Genomic DNA, 24,196 nt, shown 5'->3' with positions numbered 1-24,196 from the left:
GCTCATTTTTTTTCTGCAAGTTTATGGTCAAAGACGACCTGGATCGTCTCTTCCGGGCTGTGGTCAATGAGACTATAGGCCGAAGAGGCATCGGCCAGGGCGAAACGATGGGTTATGTAGTCGGACGGGCGAACCAGGCCCAGCATCTTCCAGGCCAGATCCAGTCGCCGCTTGTTATTCCACCTGCCGGTGAGATGAGGTGCGAGGCTGCTCACCTGGGAGCTTATAAGTGAAACGCGGCCACGATGGAAAAAAGAGCCCAGGTCCAATTCATTTTTTTTAGCGCCATACCATGAGCCGATCACCACCCGTCCACTAAAACGGGTAAGGGCAAGAGCTGTATTTAACGCGGCCGGGTTACCCGACAGTTCGTACACTAGATCCGCCTTGCCACCCTGGCCAGCTACTCCCCCCAAACCTTTGATGAATTCTGCTTCCTGCGGATCAACGCATTCATCTGCACCAAGACGTATGGATGCCTCGCGCCGTAGCGGGTGGGATTCAACCGTTGTAAGAGAGGCAAGCGGAAAGCGCGAGAGTAGAGCTGTGGTGAGCAAACCGATGACACCCTGGCCAACGACAACAACCTTTTCTCCGATGAGCGGACTGCCATCCAGCAGAAGATTGACAGCGGTTTCCATACTGGGCAAGAACAAGGCCGTTTCATCATCGAGATCGTCAGGAACAGGCTGGAGAGTCTCAACTCCGCAGCAGAAAAGATTCTGATGGGGTTGAAAAGCGAACACCCGGCGCCCCTGCCAATCGACTGATACATCCGACCCCGTTGCGATCACACGGCCGACGGCACAGTAGCCGTAAGAAAGAGGATAGTTAAAGGTTCCTGGCAGGGAATCAATAGTTGCATCCACCGGAACTCCCTGTGGCCATTGGCCCCGATAAACCAGCATCTCCGTCCCTGGACTGATGGCAGAATAATGCGTTTGCACCAGTACCTCATCAGCCGCGGGCTGTGGCACCGGTCCAACTTTCATGGCTACCTCGCCGGGCTCGGAAAATTCCAACCACTGCCGCTTCATCATAGTTCCAATTCATGCCATTGTGGCTGACCCCAGAGGATGACGTCCTGACCGCAGGGTTGATACGATACCGGGTCAAAATTCAAAAGGGAACCATTGCCCAACAAAGACCCGTTCAAGATCGGCAGACCTCCCACCAGACGGGGAGCGATGGTAATGATCATTTGATCAACCAGCCGTGCCTCAATGAAACTGGTTATCACCTGGCTGCCTCCTTCCACCATGATACTTTTGATGCCTCTGTCGCCGAGCTTTTGTAACAGGTCGTGCAGATCCACTCTGCCAAGCCGGTCATGGCGGCAAAGGAGCAGCTCTGCACCCCGCTTTTCCATGGTATCAATTCTCTTTTTGTCACTCTTATCGGTACAGGCCAGCCAGCAGCGGTGGTCGGCGTGGTCAAGGAGCCTGGCCTGCAAGGGTATACGCAGTTTGCTGTCAAGAACAATGGGTTGGGGACTTTTTCCCGGGGTAAGTCTTACAGTCAGTTGGGGGTCATCGACCAATACTGTGTTGATACCGACGACAATGGCATCGCAGGCGGCGCGAATACGGTGTGTTAAAACCATCGATTGATGGCCACTCAATTGCAGCTGTTTTCGATTGCGGGTGGCAATGCTGCCATCCACACTCTGGGCGTAGGAGACTGTGACCAGCGGACGGTGATGACGGTCCAGGCATTCCCTGGACAGAAGTGGTAAGCGGTCAAACCACTCTTCTTGAGGGTTATCATCCATAGGGATCCTTTGTCAGCGGCACCACGACAAACCTTTCGCGGTGCCGAGAACTCATGGGTGTTTAACATACTCCAAGTATGTCTTGTTTAATAGAGGTTTATGTTATCCACAGAACAGGCATTTTTCCATTATCTTGTTATTAAAGGAATATTTTTATCTCATCCTCATGATTTAACGTTGATGATACCGACCTTCCCCTGACAAGTCAAATACTTCATCGTAAGCCCCAAGCCAACGAGACTAAAGAGAATATCACGAAAGCGAATAATCAGACAGAGACTCAGACCAAGACCACTCCCCAGCCCTAGAGTGGCAGTCATCCATGGCAAGGCTGTCTCGAGAACGCCAATACCTGCAGGCAGGGGCGTAAAAAAGGCCAGGCGTGCGACCACAACGACTGCAGTCAATTGCGAGAATGACAGAGGGAAGCCAAGAAAATAAGCCATCAACCAGAATTCGGCAAAGATCGCAAACCAATGGCCAAGGGATAAAAAGTTGGCCAGGAGCAAATAGCAGCGATGCTCTCGGAAGAGGGTTTCTGCCATAGTCTCTCCCCGGATAATGATGTCCATCAATGACCCGTTTGTGCTGAATATTGGAGGAAAAGTACTCCTGTAAAGCCGAATGAGCAGGAGCAGGGCTCCAGAGAGAGGTCTTCTGCCAGTAAAGAGCGCGGACAATGTCCAGGTAAGGACTACCAGTACGGCAATGACAAAGAACAGTCCCCTGCCCCCTTTTATGGGGCCGCTATCGACAAAAGTCAGTGCAATCAGGCAGAGGCCCAGCACAAGAAAGCTTGCCAGAAGCTCCAGTAACCGGTCAACAGCCACCGATGTCGCAGCCGTTGATAATGATGTTTTTTGCCTGTGGTGCAGGAGATAAACGGAGAGAGGTTCTCCTCCGAAATGCGGTCCGGGGGTAAGGTAATTGACGGCGTTTGCAGCGATCCGGTAAGCGCAGGTGGGCAACAGGCCGACGGGCTCTCCCAGAGCCCTTAAAAGGAGCCACCACCGAGCAGTCATTACGGGCACTATGAGGAGGTTAATGACAACTAGGACCAGGATGGCAAAAGGGCTGAGCCGGTTCAGAAGCTCCCATACCGTGGTCCAGGCAACGCCCTTTAAGGCATACCAGGCCAGCACTAATCCAGATAAGCCAAGGAGCCAGCGCCAACTCTTTTTTATAGCCCGTTGAACAGCAGAAGATGCGGTAGCCTCCGAAGATGATTTGTGAGAAATAGGCGTCGTCATTGTCCCTCACAGGCTGTGTTTGCATTCTTTTTACTGCGACGATAGAGAATCGCCTCTTCCGGCCCCCAGAGAGACATGGTGCCGGTACCAGTTAATATAAGGGAAGCAGCAGCGGCAAAGAGAGTCATTGAAAGAACATTTACCCCGAATGGCGACAGGTTGCTGCCAAGGAGCAAAACAAGAAAAAGACCTGCACTGCGCCCCATGAAACCAAGAACTATCAGCAGGCAACTTAAGCTATGAGCCAGTTGCCAGAACAGATGTGTCTGAAAACCACCATGAGCGGCAAGTGTTGCGATCCCGCCTGTAAAGACAACCAGACGAATTACCAGAGGCAGGGGTTTTCCTGCCAGGGATCGCATCCAAAGGTCCAGACCTGACTGCTGATCAGCATTTGTTTGTATTCGGCAGGACACCACCAGCCAATCTCGCAAAAAACCGATCAGCAGCGGAATCATAAATAGATATGCGGCAAGAAAGGTGAACACAGGTTTAAAGATGGGCAGGAGCGCCATCGCCACCAGACCCATCTGGCAACCGGCTATGATCCGCGAATAGGGACGTGGTTGCAGATCAACAAGAGGAAGTGCCTGCCTCCGCCGCAGCCAGATGCCAAAAATAAAAGGATAGTAGGCCAGACCAACAAGGAGATAGATACCTGGTAATCGACCGAGAGCTACAGCCAACAGCGAGGCCACCAGCAGGCCTGCGGCATCGGTTACGATATCGAGCTGTTTTCCCAGTTCGGTCTCACGTCTCTGCCTCCTGGCGACATACCCGTCAAACAGATCAAGTATGGAAACCACGAGATAGATAGTCCCTCCACCCCAGGCGAGCGTATTCTGGCTGACTAGACCATGCGGCATTAAGGATAATGGCAGAAAGCCTGCCAGGGCAACGACGAAAGATGCGCGCACCAGGGTGATCCAGTTGGCTGCTCCTAGAGTTGCAAAAAGGTTGTTTTCTTCAAGTTGACGATGGTTGGATTTTAAATGATGAACAAGATGCCAATGAATATGGACCAGTGTCGCAAGCCCTGGCAGAAGAGCCAAGAGGGCAAACGGCTCTTTGTAAAAGATGGTCTGGCAATAGAATAAAGTAAACAACCATGGGAAGATGAGAAGAAAAGCAGCCCACCTCGATTGACGACGCAACCCTCTGAGCACCTCCCCTTGGTCTCTGTTGCCAGCAAAGTAATTTCTTCCATTATCGCTGCTTGCATCCGGCAACTTTTTCATTGCAGAAGACCCGCCTGCAAAGCCGTGAGCGTTGTCCGGTTAAGCCCTGCTGTTGCCAGCAGGTAGTCTTCAATGGTGCCATAGTTTTTCTTTAGATGATCAAACATGGCAATAAGGGGTTCAATGGGTGCCTGTAGATAGGGCGCAGCCTTTGTGCGTCCTACACCTAGAGCTGCGAATTGGGCATAGATAGGTTGCAGCCTTTCTTCATTGTAGACGTTTGAGAGATCGTGTTCCTCTATAATACTTGCCTCTGGTACGCCAAGGGCCATAAGCAGCAGTGCTGCACAGATTCCGGTACGGTCCTTGCCTCCGGTGCAATGGAAGACCAGGGGCAGGTTATGATGAGAAGCTGCAAGATTGAGTACTTTGCCCCATATCGGTCCAAAATCGTCTAAGTATTTTAGATAGAGTTCGATAAAAAAATCCATGGACAGCCAGACGTCATCGCCTGCCTTCAGACGCTCCATAACTATGGCCGGATCAAAGTCATTTACCTGGACGGGCAGTGACAGCAGGCCAATAGAGCCATCAGCCGGCAGAAGATCGGGAGATTGTTGCTGCTCGCGGACTGTTCTGAAATCAACAACCATTTTAAATCGCAGGCGCTGCAGAAGCTGCTGGTCTTTATCTGACAGGCGGGAGAGGTGATCGGAGCGGTAGACAAGTCCTCTCTTTACAGTCCGGTTGTCGGAAGTTACCTGTCCACCAATATCACGAAAATTGACAGCTCCAGAGAGTGGTAATCGTCGTCCAACAATCAAAGGAAGAGGCTCTGTCATAATGTTATAGTAAATTTGGATACGGTTCTTAGTCGTCTATTGATTTCAACCACATAGACAAATCGGGTTCAACTGTTCAGCAGATTAGGTTTAGTGCTTCCAGTCGTCAGGTCAGCCTGAATTAAGGATAGACATAGCGTCTTGCATGTCAAGCGAGGGCAACGAGGATCGGCTTATGGCTTATACCTCATCAAAGCCGCCCAAAGTCCTTAGAGTACGCAGTCATTTGAGACAATGGCCTTTGAGTATGTGTTTTCCAGAAATAACAAACTTCTCAAAATATTTCATTTAAATCAATCTCAACTGCGTCCACGCGATCGCCGAATGGCTTTTATAAGGAGCCTACAACATAATCAGACAATTGAGATTTATTCAACAGGAGTAGCGGCATTAATCTTATTAACTCTGCGTTGTTTAAAGGTATTAACTATAAAATCTTTAATCTCAGCTACAATGATTTTTTCTTTTTTCAGCATAGAAATTGGAATCTCTGCCCGAGCTGCATTTTTATGTCCTCCTGCTGACCCGAATTTGTCGAAAAGTCGAGTTGCAGTCGCTCCTGCATGGAGACGAAAGCCTGCATATCTTATGATTATAATGAGTTTGTTACCATGAATACCCGATACAAGACACCAGGAGGCCTCGGCCATCTTAATGAAAAAATCAGCAACAATTACCAAGGTGTCTGCATCATGAACTTCTCCCATATGAATGAAAGCGGTGTCTTCAATAAGTTGCAGGGCTTCAAAAGCCAAGCGAAAAGCAGCAAGGTTTTCTTTATTAATTTCTGAAGATTCTATTTTTTTTATAATGTTGAGATTGACGTAAGGGTAAAGATATCGGAATGCCTTAATGTCGGCCTCTGTTGAGGTGCGGGCAAAATTATCTGTGTCCGTCTTGATACCATAGAAAAGGGCTGTCGCCAGTCTTGTTGAAGGGGTTATATTTGCGGCACGAAGATATTCTGTCATTATAGAAGAAGTTGCACCATAATCATTTCTAATATCTTTGAAGGGAATGTCGGGATAAAGAAAAGGTAGATGGTGATCAATGAGTATATGAAATTGCTTATTGCATAGGTATTGATGATGGTGTGGTTGCGCATCAACCGTCGCCCACTTTGTTATCTCCTTTGTATCAATCTGTTTGATATAGGGGAGACTGATGTTTAAAGATTTAATCATCGCCAGATTATCGGAACGTTTGATCGCATTAACTTTACAAATAACTATTTTCTTTGCTTTCCTCCAAAAAAGTCTTTTTAAGGTGAGAGCGGAAGCGATGGCGTCGGGATCAGCAACAATTGCAATGCCTAACTTATCAGAGGGTGAAACCATGCTGATCAGACGGTGATACCTTGATTTCTGTGTGATCGGTGTAACTTCTTTATTCATATGTTTTCCGGTGTGATGCATTTAAAAAGTACCCTCATCAATCCAGGGTATTTTTAGTTTTGGTCGTAACGTACTATTTTGACCTTCCCTAAGTTATATGATAATCATTATCAACCGTATCGTACAATTAATCGTCAATTACCTGAAAAGGGCCCGGTCGCTACCAATTTTATCAGCAACATATGGTCGGCCTACACATACGGCTAAAGTATTTGCCAACCCTTTTTACTCTGGTGTGAAGTCTCCACGCCTCCGATATGAAGGATTGAGATGAGCTATGAAAAAATAAGCCAGACTGCTCGTCAAGTCGCCAGATCATGCTATAGAATAACGGAGAAATGGTTTTTACGGTGTCCGTGGACTCAGAATGGGCGACTGGTACGATCAGGGTGACCAATCTGATAACCAAACAGCTTTTTTCAACAAATTGAGAGGCAGCAGGCTGTAACCTTGCCTCACTTGTAATCTTGTTGTGGATGAAATATCTTTACTGTAAATTACCTAGCAACTATTTGGTATTGAGACGTCGTTTATCACATAAATCTGTAAAAAAGGAGGGTGCCATGTGGATGAGAACATTACGCAGAAATTTTCTATCGATTCTGGTTGGTGGTATAGGTATGCTCATACTTTTTTTACTTACAGGGGCAAGTTTACAGCCTTCAGCGGGTAAATATCAGATGGAGGTGGTTGTCAGAGATAAAGCAACTAATATTTATGTTATGGATACGGCAACCGGAGTGGTCAAATGGGTGGATAAAATGAATATTCCGTTTGAACAGATGAAGGGAGATTAAACTTTTAACTCGAGGTTATGGATTCAAGTAATAAGTGCAAAGCGCCTATCAGTAACGACTTCTAAGGGAGTTAGAACTCCTAATACTTTTCTTGGTAACAGGTTTAATAATAGAATCCTACCCTCGATATCCTCATTTGTGAGCGATGCCAGGTCAAATGATAGTAGTATCGATTTTGACGAGGTCTGACCTGGCAATCCTCTAAGATGTGTGCCTTTGAATTTAATAGATTGGAGATAGTTGATCTGCTCTCAATATAACCTGAAGTATCGCAACCTTAGTTACATGCAAATCACGATATAAAGCGTCCGCTGAACTCCGAACAAAGAAATACTCAAAGATCTCCTTAGCCTATTGTTCAGCTCTCATCCAGTGATGCAATCAGGCAATTCCAACAATTTTGCCGCATTACCGATGAACAGACAACGATCTTCGCAGATCCAAGGGCTTCAGATTGACAGGAAAAAATCCTCGTTTGATTTTGAAAAATCAACCCATCCCTGTGTTTTATGGCCTGCCGACCGGATGTGAACAGCGTTGATCAGGTATTAATGTATTCACCCTCCCTCAGTAATAATTGACTGCTCCTTTCATCCCTCTCTCGATCAGTTGATATCAGTCAGCCTTGTAGAATTGCTCTTACCTTCATTGAAAAATCTTGTTTCGAGAATGGTTTCTGAAGAAAATTCATCCCTGCCTTGAGAACGCCATGTTGAGCAATCGCATCGGCTGTGTAACCGGACATGAAAAGACATTTCATTCCAGGGCGTCTTGTCATGACCCTCTCAGACAACTCGCGCCCGTTCATTTCAGGCATGATGACATCTGTAATCAGCAGGTCGATGGTTCCTTCGTGCATTTCAGAAAGAGAAAGTGCCTCGACGGGGCTTGACGCGATAAGGACATCATAATTCAAACTGTTCAGCATTCTTTCAGCAAGTTTGAGGATCGCACCCTCGTCTTCGACAACCAGTATCGTTTCCCTGTTCCCCCGGCCAAGTGGTTGCTTGTTTGGCGCTGGCTTTGGTCGACTACCAATTTATAGGTGCCTGAGTTGGCTTTGATTCGGATGATGGAGATGATTTTTTATCGGTCGAATTTGCCATACCACTTGTAGGCGCTGTAGTCGCCATGAAATACAATACAAAATACTCACCACCAATGTATTTTTCCACAGCAGCTTAAGGTGTTTTGAAGCCTGCTCCTGCAGGCCGGCTCCGAGGGACCCTGCTCTCATCTTTCCTGGAGTTACCAGCAATACTCACGTGCTCTCGTGGTACACTAATTCCCGAACATTTTGGACCGATGATACCTGCATCTCAGTTTGTACATAGACTATAGCGTTCTCTTTCTTCCTTTTAGTCCTATCGGACAGGCATTATCTTTTAAAAAAAAGAATGGATTCGTTATTTTTCAGATAGCTGATTGGATAAAAGGTCGATCGCCAGTAGATACCACCATCACGCCAAACTCTCCAGGCAGCCCTATGCATGATGTAAACAAGGATATAAGGGGAAATCAACGTACCAAGACTGCACCATCTGGAAAGTCCCAACAGGCGAGCCGCCAGTAAGGCGGGCAGGAGTTTTGCAATGAGAACCATACCGAAAACTGCACGTGTTGGACCATCAAAGAGAAAAAAGGCCCAGAGTGGTGCTATATTAAGGATTATCATGGTTAGGGTAAGGGGTGCCAGAAACAGAAAACGAAAATTGATAACCCCAAGGCAATTTTTCATCAAACCATTTACCATACCTGGCACAGACGCGTACCAGGGCAACGTTACCATCTCATGCCCCAACAAACACTCTTGAGCACCACCACTCCTCTTGATAACCTTTCCAAGCATAATGTCATCAATGGGGTGGGTTTTAAAGGATTCATGGCCACCAATATCAGTATATATCTTTTGGCAGACCATATTAAACGCGCCTACACCAACAAAGTGACGCGAACCCGCATCTTTCGCACGCCAGACCCTGAGAAGTTGAACGAGGCCGAGGCCAGCATCCAAAATAAGACTGTTTAAGAGCCAGTTTGCAGAACTGTTTTTGAACAGGAGGGTCAGGTGATCTAATTGCTTTGTCTGCATCCGGTGAACAGCCCTGGAAATAGTCGTTGGAGCCATTGTGACATCCCCATCCGTAAACAACAGATAGGTTCCTCTGGCCTCAGCAGCTCCCATATGCATAGCGTGGGTTTTGCCCAGCCAACCAGGCGGCAGCTCACTGATATGAATAACAGAAAGACAGCCATTACAAGCCTTAAGACGATCGAGGATCATACCGGTCTCATCTGAGGATCGATCATTTACAGCAATAATTTCCAGATTTTTATAATTCTGCATGAGCAGTGCTGAAACAGCTGCCTCTATCTGTTCCCCTTCATTACAAGCTGGTATGATGACAGAAACCAAAGGTCCTTTACCATCTTTTATTGGAGGGATCTCTTTTATGTTTGTCATGCTCCGTACCCCGAAAATAACGTCAAGAGCGGACAGGACGTGAAGCAGTAGAATTACTACAGCAATAGAAAGCAGCCACATAACTATCGTCCTGGCTCTGGGAAAGAACACCAGAATTTTTTGGGTAACCCATTAAAATCACAACTACTGAACTGCTTATTCATCATTTCCAACCATTTCCAAGTGTAGGTCTCCATTCTCGCATATTAATCGAGTTCCCATGCGCCAACCAAAAGCCAAAATCAAGTTCACACCACCTTTATGCCGGAAGCCGTTCGGCCAGTAAACAGGTTTATTACGTATACGCACAGATTATCTTTGCTGCTGACTTTAGAACGTACATCAGGCGGCTTGCAATATATCACAACAGTGTCAATCAGGTTATGAATCAAAACATATGACGACATCCACTCAACGAGCGCTTAAAAACCATTGAGACTTAGAAAGGTCGCAGCAGGTTGAGCAGCTGAAGGCGATTTTTCCCATCAGTTTTCCGATCGTTACATGCTTTTTTTGGTCCGTCTGGTAGCAACGGCTGTCTGGGGATCGTCCGGCCAGAAATGTTTTGGGTACCTCCCCTTCAGTTCTTTTTTTACTTCCGGGTATGTTCGCTGCCAAAACCCGGCCAGATCATCTGTCACCTGGATGGGGCGCTGGGCAGGAGAGAGGAGGTGCAGCAGGACAGGGATCCTGCCGGCACATATTACCGGTGTTTCCTGGGTGCCAAACATCTCCTGAATGCGAACGGCGAGCACAGGTGGTTCATCCTGCTGGTAGCGAAGCCGTATTTTGGAACCGCTGGCCACAGTAAGGGCCGTTGGGGCAAGGCGTTCCAATTGTTGCTGCTTTACCCATCCCAGCATGGTCATAAATATTTCCCGCAGGTTCAGCTGTTTGAGCTGCTCTGCTTTACTGATACCAGTCAGGTAAGGGATCAGCCAGGAAAGATCACCGGACAGGTGGCTGTCGCTGAGATCAGGCCACGATTCATCGGGCTGCCACGAGTGGAGACAGTTTATCCTGGCCTGGAGTTGACGTGTTTCCTGGTCCCAGGGAAGGCAGTTTATGCCCATGCTGCTGATACCGGTCAAGAGAGCCTGGGTGATCTGGTCCGGAGATGCCTTTTGTGCTGGTTGTTCTGCAACGACAATGGCACCCAGGCAGAGGCGGTCTGCGGCAATGACTCGTGCCGTATCCTCATCCCAGTACACGGTCGTCGTTTTGGTTAACAGGTTGCTATGCTGCTCTTGGAGTTCTGGAAGCGACAATGATGCTGCAAGATAGATTCTTCCCTGCTTGCTGCCGGCGTCCAGGTGGGTGGCGACAATGTACTCATTTATTGAGAGTGGGTCAAAATCAGGGAGCATCGCACCTCGGCCGGATGCCATAAGGTAATTTGCCTGCTGGCCCTGACGGCGGCGGGCAACCCTGTCAGGATAGGCAAAGGCCAACAAGATGCCCGCCATGTCCGGATCACAGGGGCTTCGTTGTTCGTGCATGCGCTCCAGCCAGATGCGGGCATTCCTGTCGACCCGGCTGCATGCTCCCGGATCACCTCCCTTCTCCACTACGGCAGCGATTTTTTTCTGGCGCCACAGGGAGAGCAGGTGTAGCCTGTTCTGCAGATCAGCAGTTGCAGCATCGGCGCCGTGGGTCTGGATATCCCGTTCGGAGAGGAGTGCTGCCAGGTCACAGGCCAGTGATGCCTGGCCTCTTTCTTTGCCTTTAAGCAGCATGTGGCCAAGCCGGGGATGCACACCAAGGCCAGCCAGTTGTCTGCCGGTCGCCGTTATCCTGCCGGCGCTGGTTACAGCACCCAGCGAACAGAGGAGTTGCCTTGCCTGTTGGTACCCCCCCTGCCGGGGCCGGGTGAGCCAGAGTAACTCGCCTGGATCCTGGACTCCCCATAAGGCCAGTTCAAGAGCCAGTTGCGCGAGATCAGTGTCCACTATCTCCGGTGGGTGAAAGGGGGCCAGACAGTAGTGCTCTTCTTTAGACCAGAGTCGCAGGCAGTGACCAGGGCCCAGCCGCCCTGCCCTGCCGGCACGTTGTTCTGCCACAGCTTTTGCAACGCGAACAGTGGTCAGCCGGGACAGACCGCTGCCCGGGTGGAATTGAGGCCGTCGTGACCAGCCACTGTCAACGACGCAACGAATACCTTCAATGGTAAGACTGGTTTCAGCGATGGAAGTAGAGAGGATGATACGTCTGCGCCCGGAAGGATCAGGAGTGATAGCCTGGTCCTGTTCTTTTTGGGAAAGGTTGCCGTAGAGCGGTGCAATGACGGCGTTGTCGAGAGCCGGGTCATTTTTTAGCTGTTTGGCGACGTCTTTAATTTCACCTGCACCGGGCAGAAAGGCGAGGATGTCGCCTGTCTGTTCTCGCAATATACGCCGTATGCCTGCAGTTGTTATGTCGGCTGGTCTTCCGGTGGCCGGCTGCGGCAGATAGTCAATACTGACCGGATGGCTCCTGCCTTCTCCTGTAACCACTGGTACCTTGCCCAATAACTCGGCAATGGGTCCGGTATCCAGGGTAGCTGACATGACCAGCAGCCGCAGATCTTCCCGGAGTTGGCAAAGATCAAGGCAAAGAGCAAGGGCCAGGTCTGCGTGGACAGAGCGTTCGTGGAACTCATCAAAAATGACAAGCCCTGTGTCTTGCAGCTCATTATCCTCCTGGATTCGCCTGGTCAGTATCCCTTCGGTAACTACCTCAATCCGGGTAGCCGGGGAAACCTGCCGGTCAAAGCGGATCTGGTAACCAATGGTTCGGCCGACCGGTTCTCCTAAAAGGGCCGCCATCCGCGCGGCTGCAGCCCGGGTGGCCAGCCGCCTTGGCTCGAGTATAAGTATCTTTTTGTCTTTGAGCCATGGTTCCTCAAGAAGCATCAGGGGAACAATAGTGGTCTTGCCGGAACCAGGCGGTGCCGCCAGTACAGCTGATCCACTGCGGAGCGCATCCCTCAATTCAGGAATTATAGTTTGAATAGGTAATTGCGGCAGATGCATTACAACACAAAGAAGATAAGATTCGCTGTCGGCCTCTATACAAGAGAGGGAAGCTTGGTTTGAAGTCAGTGGATACGTGCGGCCATTTTTTGTCGGCAAAGCCATTGTACCAGCAGAACCATACCAGGCAAATCAATTTTTATGGACCAGATGTGTGTTCAGGTAACGGGGGAATGAGGTTTCAATGAAGCCCATGTCTGCTCCCGGTACCGCGGATCTGATGTATAAGTCCGCTTTTTTTGTGAGATAGAGGTAATTCCAACAAATGATAGAGTTCTTAATCGGGCTCATGCCAGGAAAATCATGATTTTCCAAAGATCTACATCAGGGTTTCTGTTGACAGGCATTTTAAGCAACTTCTTCATGACCTTCAGGAAACATCCTTCGTTGGCATATATGTCACATTGATTAGCATCGCTGTGGCAATGTTAACGTAGAGTTCTGTGAGAGCTGGGCTTTTTCGACGTCCGCAGGAACGTTTTGATACGTGATACAAATTACTCGCCGAAGACAAGGGCGTTACGGTGAGGTAATCTCTGAAGGAGACAGGAGTGCAGGTGAATAGAAAAGCCTGAAAAACTCACCCCGCTGAAAGGCCAACCCCATAGAGTAAGGCCAGACCTCATATGCTCTGCCACGCATTCAACAAGACAGGGTAAGCGAATCGGCAGGCACGATGTAAAATTCATCCCACTTTCAGGTATTGCTTGCAGTTGCCGCCTTCTTGCTGGCAAAGAGCTTCGCATATACTTCATCCGGCTATGATACGGTGTTCTCTGGGAACCACCTCGTATGGACCCGCTTGCTTGGTGGTGTGGGTGCTGGTGGATAATCCCCAAGCTACTCGATTCGGTCCGCTAAATTAGTTACGCCGTCTAATGACTGCCACGACGATAGTCGTGAGGGCTCCAATAATTGAGGCTATGGCAGCAATCAATGCCGCTTTTACAGCCGTCTCCTGCTTGTCGAACCAAACCATAAGGCTATCCTTAGGCCCTGGTTTTTCTGACCCTTCAATTTTCTTATCTGACTCTATCTCACTTTTGTCCTGTTGTTTCTTTAATGTGATTTTTTTCTCTTCTTCGTATAAGAAATTTAAATGGTATTCCGCCCTTTCAAGGAGCTTTTCTATGCCACTTTCAATTACAAGCTCGTCAGGTGCATCAGCATCCCCAAGGATCCCATCCCGCTCCATCTGGAGGAGATTGACGAGACGTTCTGTCTCATGTATCGCAACTTTCCAATCGCGGTAGCTAGCAGGACTATAGCCGCTTAGGAGATCGACGGCTCCACCAAGAGTGTCAAGTTTGGACTTGGAAATCTGGGTGATCTCCTGAAGAATTTCCTGGTGCTGGCTGCGCAGTTGGTTTTTGAGGTCAGGATCAGTGGTTGTTTGAATCTTCCGCCCAACCTCTTCTTCTTGTTCCACCAGCTTGTGTAATTTAACATCTAGCACCCCAATCTCATCCAACCTTATTCGTAACTCGTCTGAAACCCCTGCGATTGCAACGTTCATCGGCACAATTAGCCCTAGAAGTAGTAGAGTGCAAGCAAATGATAGTAAAAATTTCTTTCTCATATTATTCTCCCTTTGCAACTCCATCAGCTCCCGCAGGCAAACCATTCATGGCAACCCAAGGATTGTAAAAATCTCTTCCAATTATTGTCGACACTGTTGTCTTGATTTTTTTATATGCCACTTCCATTCATTACAACATATCACCTTGAATTAACGACAAAGTGTACGCCTATCCGGCACATTAATCAACGTCATCCGTTTGCTGTTTTCCATGGGCAATTTGCGCCCACATGTATCCAACTTATAACCATTCTTCAACTGTTAATATTTGAGCTTTGCTGCCTGGATCTAGTGCTTCAATAATAGATTTAAAACTATTGTGAAAGCAGGCACTACCTAACACACCATCAGATCTCTTCCTTTCTCACGAACATTTAATATTTCCTCCTCAAGGGAATCAGGTTTCACATCGAGAAAAATTTCAAAATATCTAGTTTTCCATCTGGAATCCGCAGAGGTCCAACCTTCTTTGTCTCTATTTACAATTGATGTTACCGGAAGAGGAATCTGCTTCTGTTCCAGAGCTTACTAACGTAGTGAGTAGTGAGTACAAGTAGCGAAATTTCTTTTTTTCTTCATTAGCAAGAGGCGGAATAAACTGTTCACCAGTCTCCACCGCTAAAGCCATACAAAGATACGTTTAAGAAAAGAAGGTTATTTTGAACTTAATCATTTGAATTTTGATGAGTTAGCTTGGATCGACCCCGTGTGTGTTTGTACGTACCATTAAGACGATTCAAGCCATACTCCTCTGCCCTTAGCATGGCCTGCTGATACTCTGTAACAGAAATTACGGCACCAAGTTCAGGAAACTGACGAGCCATACCTGACACTCTGTACTGGTCCATGATATTTACATAACAGTTAACCGATATTTCTTCGGCCAGGAATTTTAGAATAGCGTCAGTCTCTGCGGCACCGCCAGGCATCAGAAGGTGCCGGACTATGAGCCCTTGTTCTGCTTCTCCTCTTTCATTAATCCTGAGATCTCCCACCTGCCGCTGCATCTCTTTCAGGGCTCTTCGAGCTATTTCCGGATAATCCTCAGCGTTGGCATATCGTTTAGCTGAATCGGCAGACCAGAACTTAAAATCGGGCATGTAGATATCGACTATGCCGTCCAGCAATTGCAGGATGGAGACACTGTCGTAACCACTGCTGTTATAAACCAGCGGCACGGTAAGACCATTTTCTACTGCGTGGGGAAGTGCCGCAAGGATCTGCGGTACGACATGACCGGGAGTAACCAGATTGATATTACCGCACCCCTGCTCCTGCAAATCAACCATCAACCTTGCAAGCTGCACCTCGTCCACCGGAAAACAATCGGACTCCTCAGGATGACTGATATCATAATTCTGGCAAAAGACGCAGAGCAGACTGCAGCCACAGAAAAAGATGGTTCCCGAACCCATCTTTCCAACCAGCACAGCCTCCTCCCCGAAATGAGGGCCATAGCCGGAAACCTCTGCGACAGCACCTGTTCTGCACAGACCAAGCTCGCCGGCCAGACGATCGACATGGCACCTGCGTGGACATAAATTACATTTTTTCAACAGCCGGCGACTTTCAACGATCCTTTGAGCCAGCAGACCTGATTTTGCAGCCACCAGATAGGAACGTCTCATCATACCACCCATGAATATCTTTTTATCACAGTCGATTATCTACTTTTCCCTGCCCGGCATAGCCATTAGAGATGAATACTCTCTATTTGAAAGTCCGCGATCTGCGCAAGGAAAATTCCCACCGCAGAATTCAACAGGAGAGGGAATATCTGCCATATATCATACATGTTTTTCTGGCTATCAAGTTAACAGAATATCACGCTTACTTGTTAATTTACACAGAAGAATAGCCTGTTAGGCAACAAAAGTGAGACAGGGACAAGCATGGGAAGTATGTCTCATTTTTCTCTCTGGTGGAGGGATTTGATGCATGTATCCTCACCAGCAGGTCTTTTCGGGGACAAGTGATTGCCGGTCTCTGCCGACGCCTTGGCAATCATTGTGTTATAGTCCGCAACGTTATGGAGAGTGCAGCATTCGAATTCTTGTCGTAACATTACCGCTTCAAAAGTCTTGTAATCTGATCGCTAAATAATTCTATATACGCTCTCTCGTCAATATCCTGAGAGCATATGATGAGCAGGAAGAAAGGGACTTCTCCAATAAGGAATTTCTGAACCACGGCCTTATCAACATAATTGATGTCTACAGAAATGTTGTTGGCATTGTGCTGCTCAAGAAAATAAGGCACTTTGTCAATAACACCGCCAAGTACAGAACTGAACGCCGCTAACACATTTAAGTCAACAGGTGTATTGACCCCTCCAATCGGTAACCCTTGCTCATCAGCAACGGTAGCGCTTTGAAAGCCACTCTGTTGGCAGAGTTTTGCTAATAAGTTTTCGAGTTTATCTCCCATAAAACCAGAATCACTGATATCTCTATCTTCGACAACAGCAACAGGTTGGTCTCTTTTCTCCTTCTCCTGTCTGGCTGGGGGTTGGGGAAACGTATCTGCAAATAAAGGAACATTTTCAACAACTTCAGATTGACCGCCTGGTGGACAAACATCATGGAAGACGTCATATGGAAGGGACTCAGAGATATGAATCAAAAGATCACTGATCAACTTTGCACTTTCTGTCAATTCAGAAGAGTTTTTCAAGATATTCGTCATCTTCAAGTCCTTTTAATTGGTTTTCAAGTCTCTGAATAACTTCAAAAGAAAGTTTATCATAAGCTGTTTGTATATCCTCAGCGCCCGCAAAAAAGCTGATGGGTGCTGCCTTGACGTCCGCTTTATCAAAAAGCGGAGAAAAAGGAACGAAAGTAGAAAAGAAAGTTCCCCTCGGAAAAGCCTCTCTGAGGATAGTCAATATCTCAAGTTCATAAGGGTTGTTGACGTTGAGCATTGGGAGCATGAGACCCAGAAGGGCTATTTTCGTATTCAACTTTGCTTTTATTCGAGTTAAGAGTTTCAGCAACAAAGGGAGAGATCTTACCGAATTACTCTTGCATGTGATAGGAATTATTACCGAGTTTGAACAGGAAAGAAGCACAGCATTTAAAGACCCTACATTGTTGGCAGTGTCTATAAGAGTAAAATCGTAAGCTTGAGAAATAGCTTGTATCAGCTTTAATAAAGACTTCAGTTCTTTAGTTTTGGTGCCATGGGTTAGCCTGAAAAGATCAAGGGGACTATCAATACCCAAATGAACCATGGAGAGTGGAAGCTTTTGAGCATCAACCACGACATCTTCTGGCCGTACCTTATTGCTTATGACCTGACACAAGCCAGCCTTACTCTTTTTTTTCATGTCGACTGACATAGAAAGGCTCCCCTGTGGGTCACCATCAATCAAAAGAACCTTATGGCCAGCTTTGGCCAGGCTAACCCCAAGGTTCAGGGTAGCGACTGTTTTTCCAACGCCACCTTTATGAGATGAAATGGAGATAATTGAACTCACATTCTGCTCCTGATAGAATTAACAGACCAAAATTATAAAATGATCTGGTGTTGTATAAATAACCTTTAAATACAGACCACCTGTACTCTTCACCTTTTAACTGTGATCTTCCCGTTCTGTAGAGCTTCTTTGACAAAATCAAAGTTTGCACTGAGACTATCGCTCATGGAAAGAATCAAGGTGTCAAGAGAGATTGGAAACGAATCCTTGAGCATTGCAATTTCATGGCAATCTTCCCCCCTGGAACTCAGGTGCAGCATGGAACCTTTCGGAGCAAGAACATTAATCTGCTCATTTAGTTCATCCAAACCACTACTTACGTAAAGAAGCAATGACTCTATACTGCCAACCCTTCCACCTTCCCTTTCTCCATAATTTATTGAAAAGGAGCCCTTCTCCAGGAAAAAGAGACGAAGAAGAGCCTCTTTGTCTTTCCAGGATCCCTGCCGCACAGAAAGGATAAAACCATGTCCCACAATCAACTCGCCGTCCATTTCAGGAAACGTAACGACCGCACATTTACCACTGAAGGAAAACATATGAAGGAGTTCAAAAAGGCCAAGATCTTCCAGGTTACCCTGGACATCGCCGACGGGCTGCCTTTTGGGTGTATTCCTGCGCAAAACGACCTTAATTCGTGCAATCAGCTCCGGACCTGTGAACGGTTTGACAATAAAATCATCAGCTCCACGCTCTAGCCCTTTGACTTTAAGGTTTTCGCGGTTGAGGCTGCTGAGGAAAATAACCGGAATATCCTGGGTACTACCGTCCATCTTCAGTTGATCAAGAATCTGAAATCCATCCATGTTGGGCATGCTGATATCCAAAATAATGAGATCAACCTGATGTTCCCTGATCTTTATGAGTGCCTCCTTACCGCTCATCGCATGCAGGCTGTGGTAGCCACTTATCACGAGTTGAGACTCCAAGAGGACATGCATTGCTTTGTCGTCATCAATGCAGAGAATGCTTTTTTTTCTGTTTGGAGTATTCATGAAATATCAATAAGTACCGTTCACAATAGCCGTTAACTCATCAGAATTTAACCAACCTGTTTCGTTAAACCGACTCACCTCTATAAACCACGACGGGTAACGACTTCTTAAACAAGACCCTGAAACTGAAGAAAACATTTCTCAAACAAAAACCACTCCAATCCTTACGCCCAGCTTAGGACCCGTCACAAAATAACCTGGAAATTTCAACCATTTCGTTACAGATCCTTATGTCGATCCGAGTATTGTTGTGGCCATAAGATTTTTTGACAACCTCCTAGCCCGGAATAGGGAAACTGTCTCCCATCAACTCCGCACCACAGTTCAAGTTGTCTATCCAGTCAATGAACTGGTTAACCAGCTCTTTCCCTTTAAACAGCGATCCATGTTGGGGTGCGATCATTTCAATATCCATACTGCGTACGGTATTAGCCCACATTTTCATTGCCTTGGGGCTTGGCATATAACGTTTGTGGAACCCCTCCATGAATTGTACATGACTTGCAAAATCATCAACATAGGAAGAGTTGGCACCAACAGATGCACCAAGATCCCCAGAGTAAAGTATCTTGGAAACAGGGTCATACACCTGAAAATTGCCTGGAGAGTGGAGGAAGTGTGCCGGAATAATCTTTAATTCACACCCTCCGAGGTTGAGAATCATGCCGTTGTCATCAATAGGCGTAATCCTATTTACCACCATTTTATCAACGCCAAAATGGGTTATAAACTTCATCCAGACCGCAGGTAGATATCCTTTGGCATCGGTGGTCATCAACCAACCGTTTGCTGCAGCTACAATATCCGGATCCTGGTGGGAAAAAAAGATATGTTTTAAGTTACCGAGTGGCCCGATAGCAGCCATTTCTTTAAATAGTTTATTGAATATTTTATGTCCACCAGGATCAAGGCAGATCATTTCATCCCCATGGGCTATTATATGCTGATTCGTTTCAACCATATGCCCTTCAGACAGATCGTTTAAACAGATGTTTTTATGTTGTCCGTCTTTGAATATTTCAAACATGTTGCTTCTCCTCCAAGTATGCGATGCCCCTGAAAACTCAATTCATTCGAGAGTCGGAACGATAAAATCAACACTTTACAACTACCCGAAAAGGCTACGCTAAGATTTCGTCCAATGCCTTTGATGCCCGGGATACATCGAGGAATATGAGTCCCAATTTGGCCTCAGGACGAGTTATTGCCACGAGCATAGCGTGTGGTCCAGCATTGGTCATGATGACATAGCCGGATTTTCCTTTGACAAAAAGCTGCTCAAGATCTCCCCGCTTCAACTCTCTGGCAATGCGATTTCCCATGGACAGCATTACAGCACTCATGGCTGCGACATGATCCTCTTCCATGTTCTGCTGGAGAGAGCTGGCTATGATCAGTCCGTCTTCAGTCACCACCGCACATCCCTCGATATCTGCAGAAGCTGCTTGAAGGCTGTTCAGTGTCTCTTTCAATCTTTCATTTCGTAACATTTTCATCTCCTGATTTCGTGAAGTTTAATAACTATTTAGAACAGTTTAAGTAGAGTGACTCCTCCTTTTCCTTTATTTTTCCTCACTATTTTTTCGTAATTGGTTAAATAAAATCCGGAGTCTTTTACTCGCGTCACCAATGTACTCATTAATTTTAAAAAGATTTTTATCTTCTCTGTACATATTGCACATTGTGTCCGAGCTGATCAAAAGAGTCGATATAACATCGTTCAACTCACTGTAATTTGTTTCAAGAAAATCACCAATTGATGGACCTACCACCTTCTCCTCTGCTTTTCCACCGGGCTTCAACGCATCTACGAGTTGTGCAGTACAAGCTACTCCCACAATTTTGCCATCGGTACCAGGTAGGGCCAGGCTGGTCTGCAGAAATGTTTGGCCCAATTTGGTATTATAGACCTCCACTGGTTCTGATGGACTTTTGCTTGTTCCATCACCATAAACACAACCAACGCATGGAGAATCTCGTTCACAATAAAAATTATAGCATTTCTTTCCCTGAAGACTGGAGAAATTGACGTCAAATGCTTTCATGGTTGCTTTGTTGGCCCAGAGGATTTTACCGTTCATATCTTGAATGGTGATATGGTCGCGAAGAGTATTAATAACGTTTATCAGATTCTGGTTCTCCTGCTCTATATACCGATTGTCCCCCCCGCCACGGGCTGTGTTCTCATCATCTTTTTCCTGTTTAGGTGTATATTCCTCGATAATCTCACTTTTTAGAATCTCAATGTACTGTTCTTGCTCGCTGATCTTCTTTTTCAGTTCTTCCTGCATTGCATTGAACTTAAGGTGGGAAGCTATCTTGGCGTTGAGAATCTTGATGTTGAACGGTTTAAAGATGTAATCAACTGCCCCGAGAGATAAACCTTTATACTCATCATCCCCTTTAGTCTTAGCGGTAACAAAGATAATGGGAATATGCCGAGTCTTTTTATTGCTCTTAAGCTGCGAACATACCTCGTAACCGTCCAACCCAGGCATACTGACATCCATGAGGATAAGATCCGGGTCCTGTTTGACTGCTGCTGCTATTCCCTCCAGTCCGGAGGCCGCCACACTAACGGTATATTCTTTCTGCAACGAGACCTGCAGTAAGTTAAGGTGCGCTTTGTCATCATCAATAATCAACAGTTTGTAAGTAGAAGTGTTAATTACTCTGCCGACACCGGTATGGTTGATGAGGTGTTCGGTTGAAATCTCAAAGCCACAGATCTGGCAGGGGATTGCACTGGAGTCTATGTTTTGTAGAGCCTCATCTTCAATAACGTTACGGCTACCGCATTCTTCGCAAAAAATAATATTCATAGATCAAGTCGTAGTTGAAGTAGGCACAAACATCTGTTGGAAAAAATCAAAAATCTGCAATTCATCTTCCGGATATTACCGTTCAATTCAACTGCCCCTCCTCGCTGATAAAATGGTGGTTCTGCTTCATCAGTTCAGCTGATTTCCTCATATTTTTTCATGAGCGGTGACAAGGCTTTTCCTATTTGGTCTGTAATGGTTCCAATTTCAACAAGGCTCTGAATATGAGCATCATTTTCAAGTTCCTGAGCCAGATTTGCCAATTCATCAAGGTTTATACTGTGTAGAGCCCCTTTCATCTTATGAGAAAACAGACGAATGTTATCGCGGCTACCATCAAGTATAGACTGATGTAACTGTTCAAGATCTTGCTGCAATGAGTCAATAAAGGTATCTAAAACATGTTTGGAGCTTTCATCGTTGAGATTGAAATTTTCCAACAAGTATTGGCGACACCTTATATATGAAACGCTAGCTGTATCATTTTCCGCGCTGTTTTCAAGTCGGTCATTTACACAGAGGTCTTTGTTTTGTCTGCTATCTTTTGTGCTTTTATTTAAGACGCTTAAAAGATCTACTTTAGTGTAAGGTTTTGCCAAAAAATTATCAACTCCGCTCTCCCGGCATCGCTCCTTGTCGCCGAGCATGGTATTAGCGGTCATGGCAATAATATGCTGGTGTCCACCAAATAAATTAGTAACCAGTTTTTGTTCCAAATCTTCACATTCCTGCAACCCTGTACCCCCACCCTCTTCCACCCGACGTATACATTGGGTTGTGGTCAAACCATCAAGAACAGGCATCTGCACATCCATGAGAACAACATGAAAAAATTCACCGTTGGCGAGCAGCTGAAGCGCCTCTAATCCATGGTTGGTAACCGTTACGGTATGTCCTGCACTCTTTAAGATAGCAGAAGCAAGTTCTTGATTACCTTTATCATCTTCCACCAACAGCACATGTAACTTTTCAGATGGGAGATCATTTTCTTCTCTCTGGTCGTCTGGTGGTTCCAGGCCATCTGAAGAAGTTGCAGTTAAAAGAATGGAAAAAGAAAATGTACTGCCGAGCCCGGGAATGGATCGCACCTCCAGGCTGCCTCCCATAAGTTTTACCAATTCGTTGCTGATAGCAAGCCCCAAACCAGTACCGCCAAAATTCCTTGTTATCGCCGCTTCAGCCTGCACGAAGCTGTCAAAGATCGTATTTAATTTATCCGGATGGATTCCTATCCCCGAATCTTTTACTTGAAAGGTGACAAGAAGTTGTCCATGTGCACTTTCTTTAGTGTTAACCGATAGTTCTACCTTTCCCTTCTCTGTAAATTTAAGACTGTTACTCACCAGGTTATAGAGTATTTGATACAGACGTAATCGGTCCCCCTGAAGCTGAAATTCAGATGGTTGCTCTGAAAATACAGACAAGGTAATACCTTTTTTTTCTGCCAGGAAAGAGAGCGTCTCCTGAATATCGGTTACAAGATCGGTTAATGAAAAAGGATGGTTTTCGATGATAAGTTTGCCTGCCTCTATTTTTGAATGATCAAGAAGATCATTGACAATTAAAAGCAGGTTATCCGCTGAACTTTTGATCCTTTTCATAAACTGCTGTTGTTCTGTCTCAAGATTGGTCTCAAGCACCAGATCACTCATCCCAGCTATCACATTTAGCGGTGTACGAATTTCATGGCTCACATAAGCAAGAAAGTCTCCTTTTGCTTTGCTCATCTTCTCTGCTTGTTTTCTTGCCTTTTTCAGCTCGGTGATATTTTCTTTGGAGGCAATAAAATTGGTAATATTGCCCAGCTCATCTCTGATAGGAGCGACTGCGACATGCTCTTCGTAAAAATCCCCGTTCTTTTTTTTGTTGATAAACTGGCCGCTCCACTCCATACCACGGGTAATAGATTCCCACATCTCTTTGAAAAGATGAGAGGGAGTACGCCCCGATTGCAGTACTGATGGATTTTTGCCGATGACCTCGTGGGCAGAGTAGCCGGTTGTTTTAGTAAAGGCGGAGTTCACGTACTGTATAATGCCGTCAGTGTCGGTAATAACTACTGAGTTAGAGCTTTGCTCAACAGCCAGAGACATTTGCCGGAGTTTGAGTTCTGCATCCCTGAGCCTGCTTACATCTTCTATTTTCCATATGGTGGCAGGAATATCATCTTCGTTGAGGAAGGAATTCGTTTTTATCGTAGCCCAGAAATGTTGACCATCCTTTTTCTTTACATAAAAAGTATGGTTTGACTCGTCTAAAAATCTATCACTGCTACCTTCTAAGATCATGTTCTTAAACTGCTGTGATTGGAGTCCAATAATTTCTTCACGCTTATAACCGAGCAGTTGTTCAACTGCCCTGTTCAGCCGGACAACAATACCATTTTGCTCAAATACAATCCCATCGGTAGTGTTTTCAAATATGTAATATAACTCGCTTATATTTGTTTGAAGTGTTGATTCCATACATTCGAACTTTAAAAGATTGTGAACCAGCAATAGCTGGAAAATCCGCCCAAGTTGCTTTATCTAAAGCCAAAGAACTGAAGCAATCTCATGAAAAAGTCTTTTTCTGTTGTATAGACAGAACCGAACATTCTCGTAGTTTATGATTACTGT

The 24,196-nt window shown here is 46.2% G+C and carries 19 protein-coding genes; 1 reads left to right on the top strand and 18 read right to left on the bottom strand.

Translation table 11 applies throughout. The features are described from left to right. Window positions 1-2: 2 nt before the first annotated feature. The 6 genes from FCL48_RS22335 to FCL48_RS22310 all read right to left on the bottom strand — a co-directional run bounded on the left by FCL48_RS22335 (window position 3) and on the right by FCL48_RS22310 (window position 6,435). On the bottom strand, window positions 3-1,040 hold the full coding sequence (locus tag FCL48_RS22335; protein WP_205747798.1) for a zinc-binding alcohol dehydrogenase: 1,038 nt from the start codon (window positions 1,038-1,040) through the stop codon (window positions 3-5). Then, complete coding sequence (locus FCL48_RS22330) at window positions 1,037-1,771, bottom strand: dihydrofolate reductase family protein (RefSeq protein WP_136875862.1); 735 nt, start codon at window positions 1,769-1,771, stop codon at window positions 1,037-1,039. Before FCL48_RS22330 ends, FCL48_RS22335 begins: the two co-directional genes overlap by 4 nt. 164 nt (window positions 1,772-1,935) lie before the next feature. Continuing rightward, on the bottom strand, window positions 1,936-3,021 hold the full coding sequence (locus tag FCL48_RS22325) for a lysylphosphatidylglycerol synthase transmembrane domain-containing protein (RefSeq protein ID WP_136875860.1): 1,086 nt from the start codon (window positions 3,019-3,021) through the stop codon (window positions 1,936-1,938). Then, on the bottom strand, window positions 3,018-4,259 hold the full coding sequence (locus tag FCL48_RS22320) for a CDP-alcohol phosphatidyltransferase family protein (RefSeq protein WP_136875858.1): 1,242 nt from the start codon (window positions 4,257-4,259) through the stop codon (window positions 3,018-3,020). Before FCL48_RS22320 ends, FCL48_RS22325 begins: the two co-directional genes overlap by 4 nt. Further along, entirely contained in the window at window positions 4,256-5,041 is a 786-nt protein-coding gene (locus FCL48_RS22315) for a tyrosine-protein phosphatase (protein WP_136875856.1), read from the bottom strand. The genes FCL48_RS22320 and FCL48_RS22315 overlap by 4 nt, the downstream gene beginning before the upstream one ends. Before the next feature lie 368 nt (window positions 5,042-5,409). Then, on the bottom strand, window positions 5,410-6,435 hold the full coding sequence (locus tag FCL48_RS22310) for a bifunctional oligoribonuclease/PAP phosphatase NrnA (RefSeq protein ID WP_136875854.1): 1,026 nt from the start codon (window positions 6,433-6,435) through the stop codon (window positions 5,410-5,412). A gap of 563 nt (window positions 6,436-6,998) precedes the next feature. Between FCL48_RS22310 and FCL48_RS22305 the strand changes: the two genes are divergently transcribed. Beyond that, complete coding sequence (locus FCL48_RS22305; RefSeq protein WP_136875852.1) at window positions 6,999-7,232, top strand: hypothetical protein; 234 nt, start codon at window positions 6,999-7,001, stop codon at window positions 7,230-7,232. Between the two features lie 619 nt (window positions 7,233-7,851). Here the strand turns inward: FCL48_RS22305 and FCL48_RS22300 are convergent. The 12 genes from FCL48_RS22300 to FCL48_RS22245 form a co-directional block, all read right to left on the bottom strand. Further along, window positions 7,852-8,205, bottom strand: coding sequence for a response regulator (locus FCL48_RS22300; protein WP_256374308.1), 354 nt, complete (start codon window positions 8,203-8,205; stop codon window positions 7,852-7,854). Between the two features lie 405 nt (window positions 8,206-8,610). Further along, window positions 8,611-9,777 carry a glycosyltransferase family 2 protein gene (locus FCL48_RS22295; protein ID WP_136875848.1) on the bottom strand — a complete coding sequence of 389 codons (1,167 nt, stop codon included), beginning with the start codon at window positions 9,775-9,777 and terminating at the stop codon, window positions 8,611-8,613. 419 nt (window positions 9,778-10,196) lie between these two features. Beyond that, window positions 10,197-12,812: an ATP-dependent helicase HrpB gene (gene hrpB, locus FCL48_RS22290; protein ID WP_205747797.1), complete on the bottom strand. Its 2,616-nt coding sequence runs from the start codon at window positions 12,810-12,812 to the stop codon at window positions 10,197-10,199. A gap of 757 nt (window positions 12,813-13,569) precedes the next feature. After that, window positions 13,570-14,286, bottom strand: coding sequence for a hypothetical protein (locus FCL48_RS22285; protein WP_136875846.1), 717 nt, complete (start codon window positions 14,284-14,286; stop codon window positions 13,570-13,572). A gap of 665 nt (window positions 14,287-14,951) precedes the next feature. Further along, a complete protein-coding gene (locus FCL48_RS22280; RefSeq protein ID WP_240744922.1) occupies window positions 14,952-15,926 on the bottom strand; it encodes a radical SAM protein in 975 nt (324 codons plus the stop codon). Window positions 15,927-16,350: 424 nt separating this feature from the next. Further along, window positions 16,351-16,971: a hypothetical protein gene (locus FCL48_RS22275; RefSeq protein ID WP_136875844.1), complete on the bottom strand. Its 621-nt coding sequence runs from the start codon at window positions 16,969-16,971 to the stop codon at window positions 16,351-16,353. Beyond that, the gene (locus FCL48_RS22270; RefSeq protein WP_136875842.1) at window positions 16,943-17,761 is read right to left on the bottom strand and encodes a ParA family protein; all 819 of its coding nucleotides are present in this window, start codon (window positions 17,759-17,761) and stop codon (window positions 16,943-16,945) included. Before FCL48_RS22270 ends, FCL48_RS22275 begins: the two co-directional genes overlap by 29 nt. 89 nt (window positions 17,762-17,850) lie before the next feature. Then, window positions 17,851-18,756 carry a response regulator gene (locus FCL48_RS22265; protein WP_136875840.1) on the bottom strand — a complete coding sequence of 302 codons (906 nt, stop codon included), beginning with the start codon at window positions 18,754-18,756 and terminating at the stop codon, window positions 17,851-17,853. Between the two features lie 277 nt (window positions 18,757-19,033). Further along, on the bottom strand, window positions 19,034-19,783 hold the full coding sequence (locus tag FCL48_RS22260) for an MBL fold metallo-hydrolase (protein WP_136875838.1): 750 nt from the start codon (window positions 19,781-19,783) through the stop codon (window positions 19,034-19,036). Window positions 19,784-19,877: 94 nt separating this feature from the next. Continuing rightward, entirely contained in the window at window positions 19,878-20,246 is a 369-nt protein-coding gene (locus tag FCL48_RS22255) for a roadblock/LC7 domain-containing protein (protein WP_136875836.1), read from the bottom strand. A 72-nt stretch (window positions 20,247-20,318) separates the two neighbouring features. Further along, complete coding sequence (locus tag FCL48_RS22250) at window positions 20,319-21,578, bottom strand: response regulator (RefSeq protein WP_136875834.1); 1,260 nt, start codon at window positions 21,576-21,578, stop codon at window positions 20,319-20,321. Window positions 21,579-21,712: 134 nt separating this feature from the next. Beyond that, entirely contained in the window at window positions 21,713-24,043 is a 2,331-nt protein-coding gene (locus FCL48_RS22245) for a PAS domain S-box protein (protein ID WP_136875832.1), read from the bottom strand. Window positions 24,044-24,196 lie beyond the last annotated feature (153 nt).

Source organism: Desulforhopalus sp. IMCC35007 (assembly GCF_005116575.1).
Taxonomy (GTDB): Bacteria; Desulfobacterota; Desulfobulbia; order Desulfobulbales; family Desulfocapsaceae; genus Desulforhopalus_A.
The sequence above is the reverse complement of the archived record's forward strand: the minus strand, read 5'-3'. Positions and strand labels throughout refer to the sequence as shown.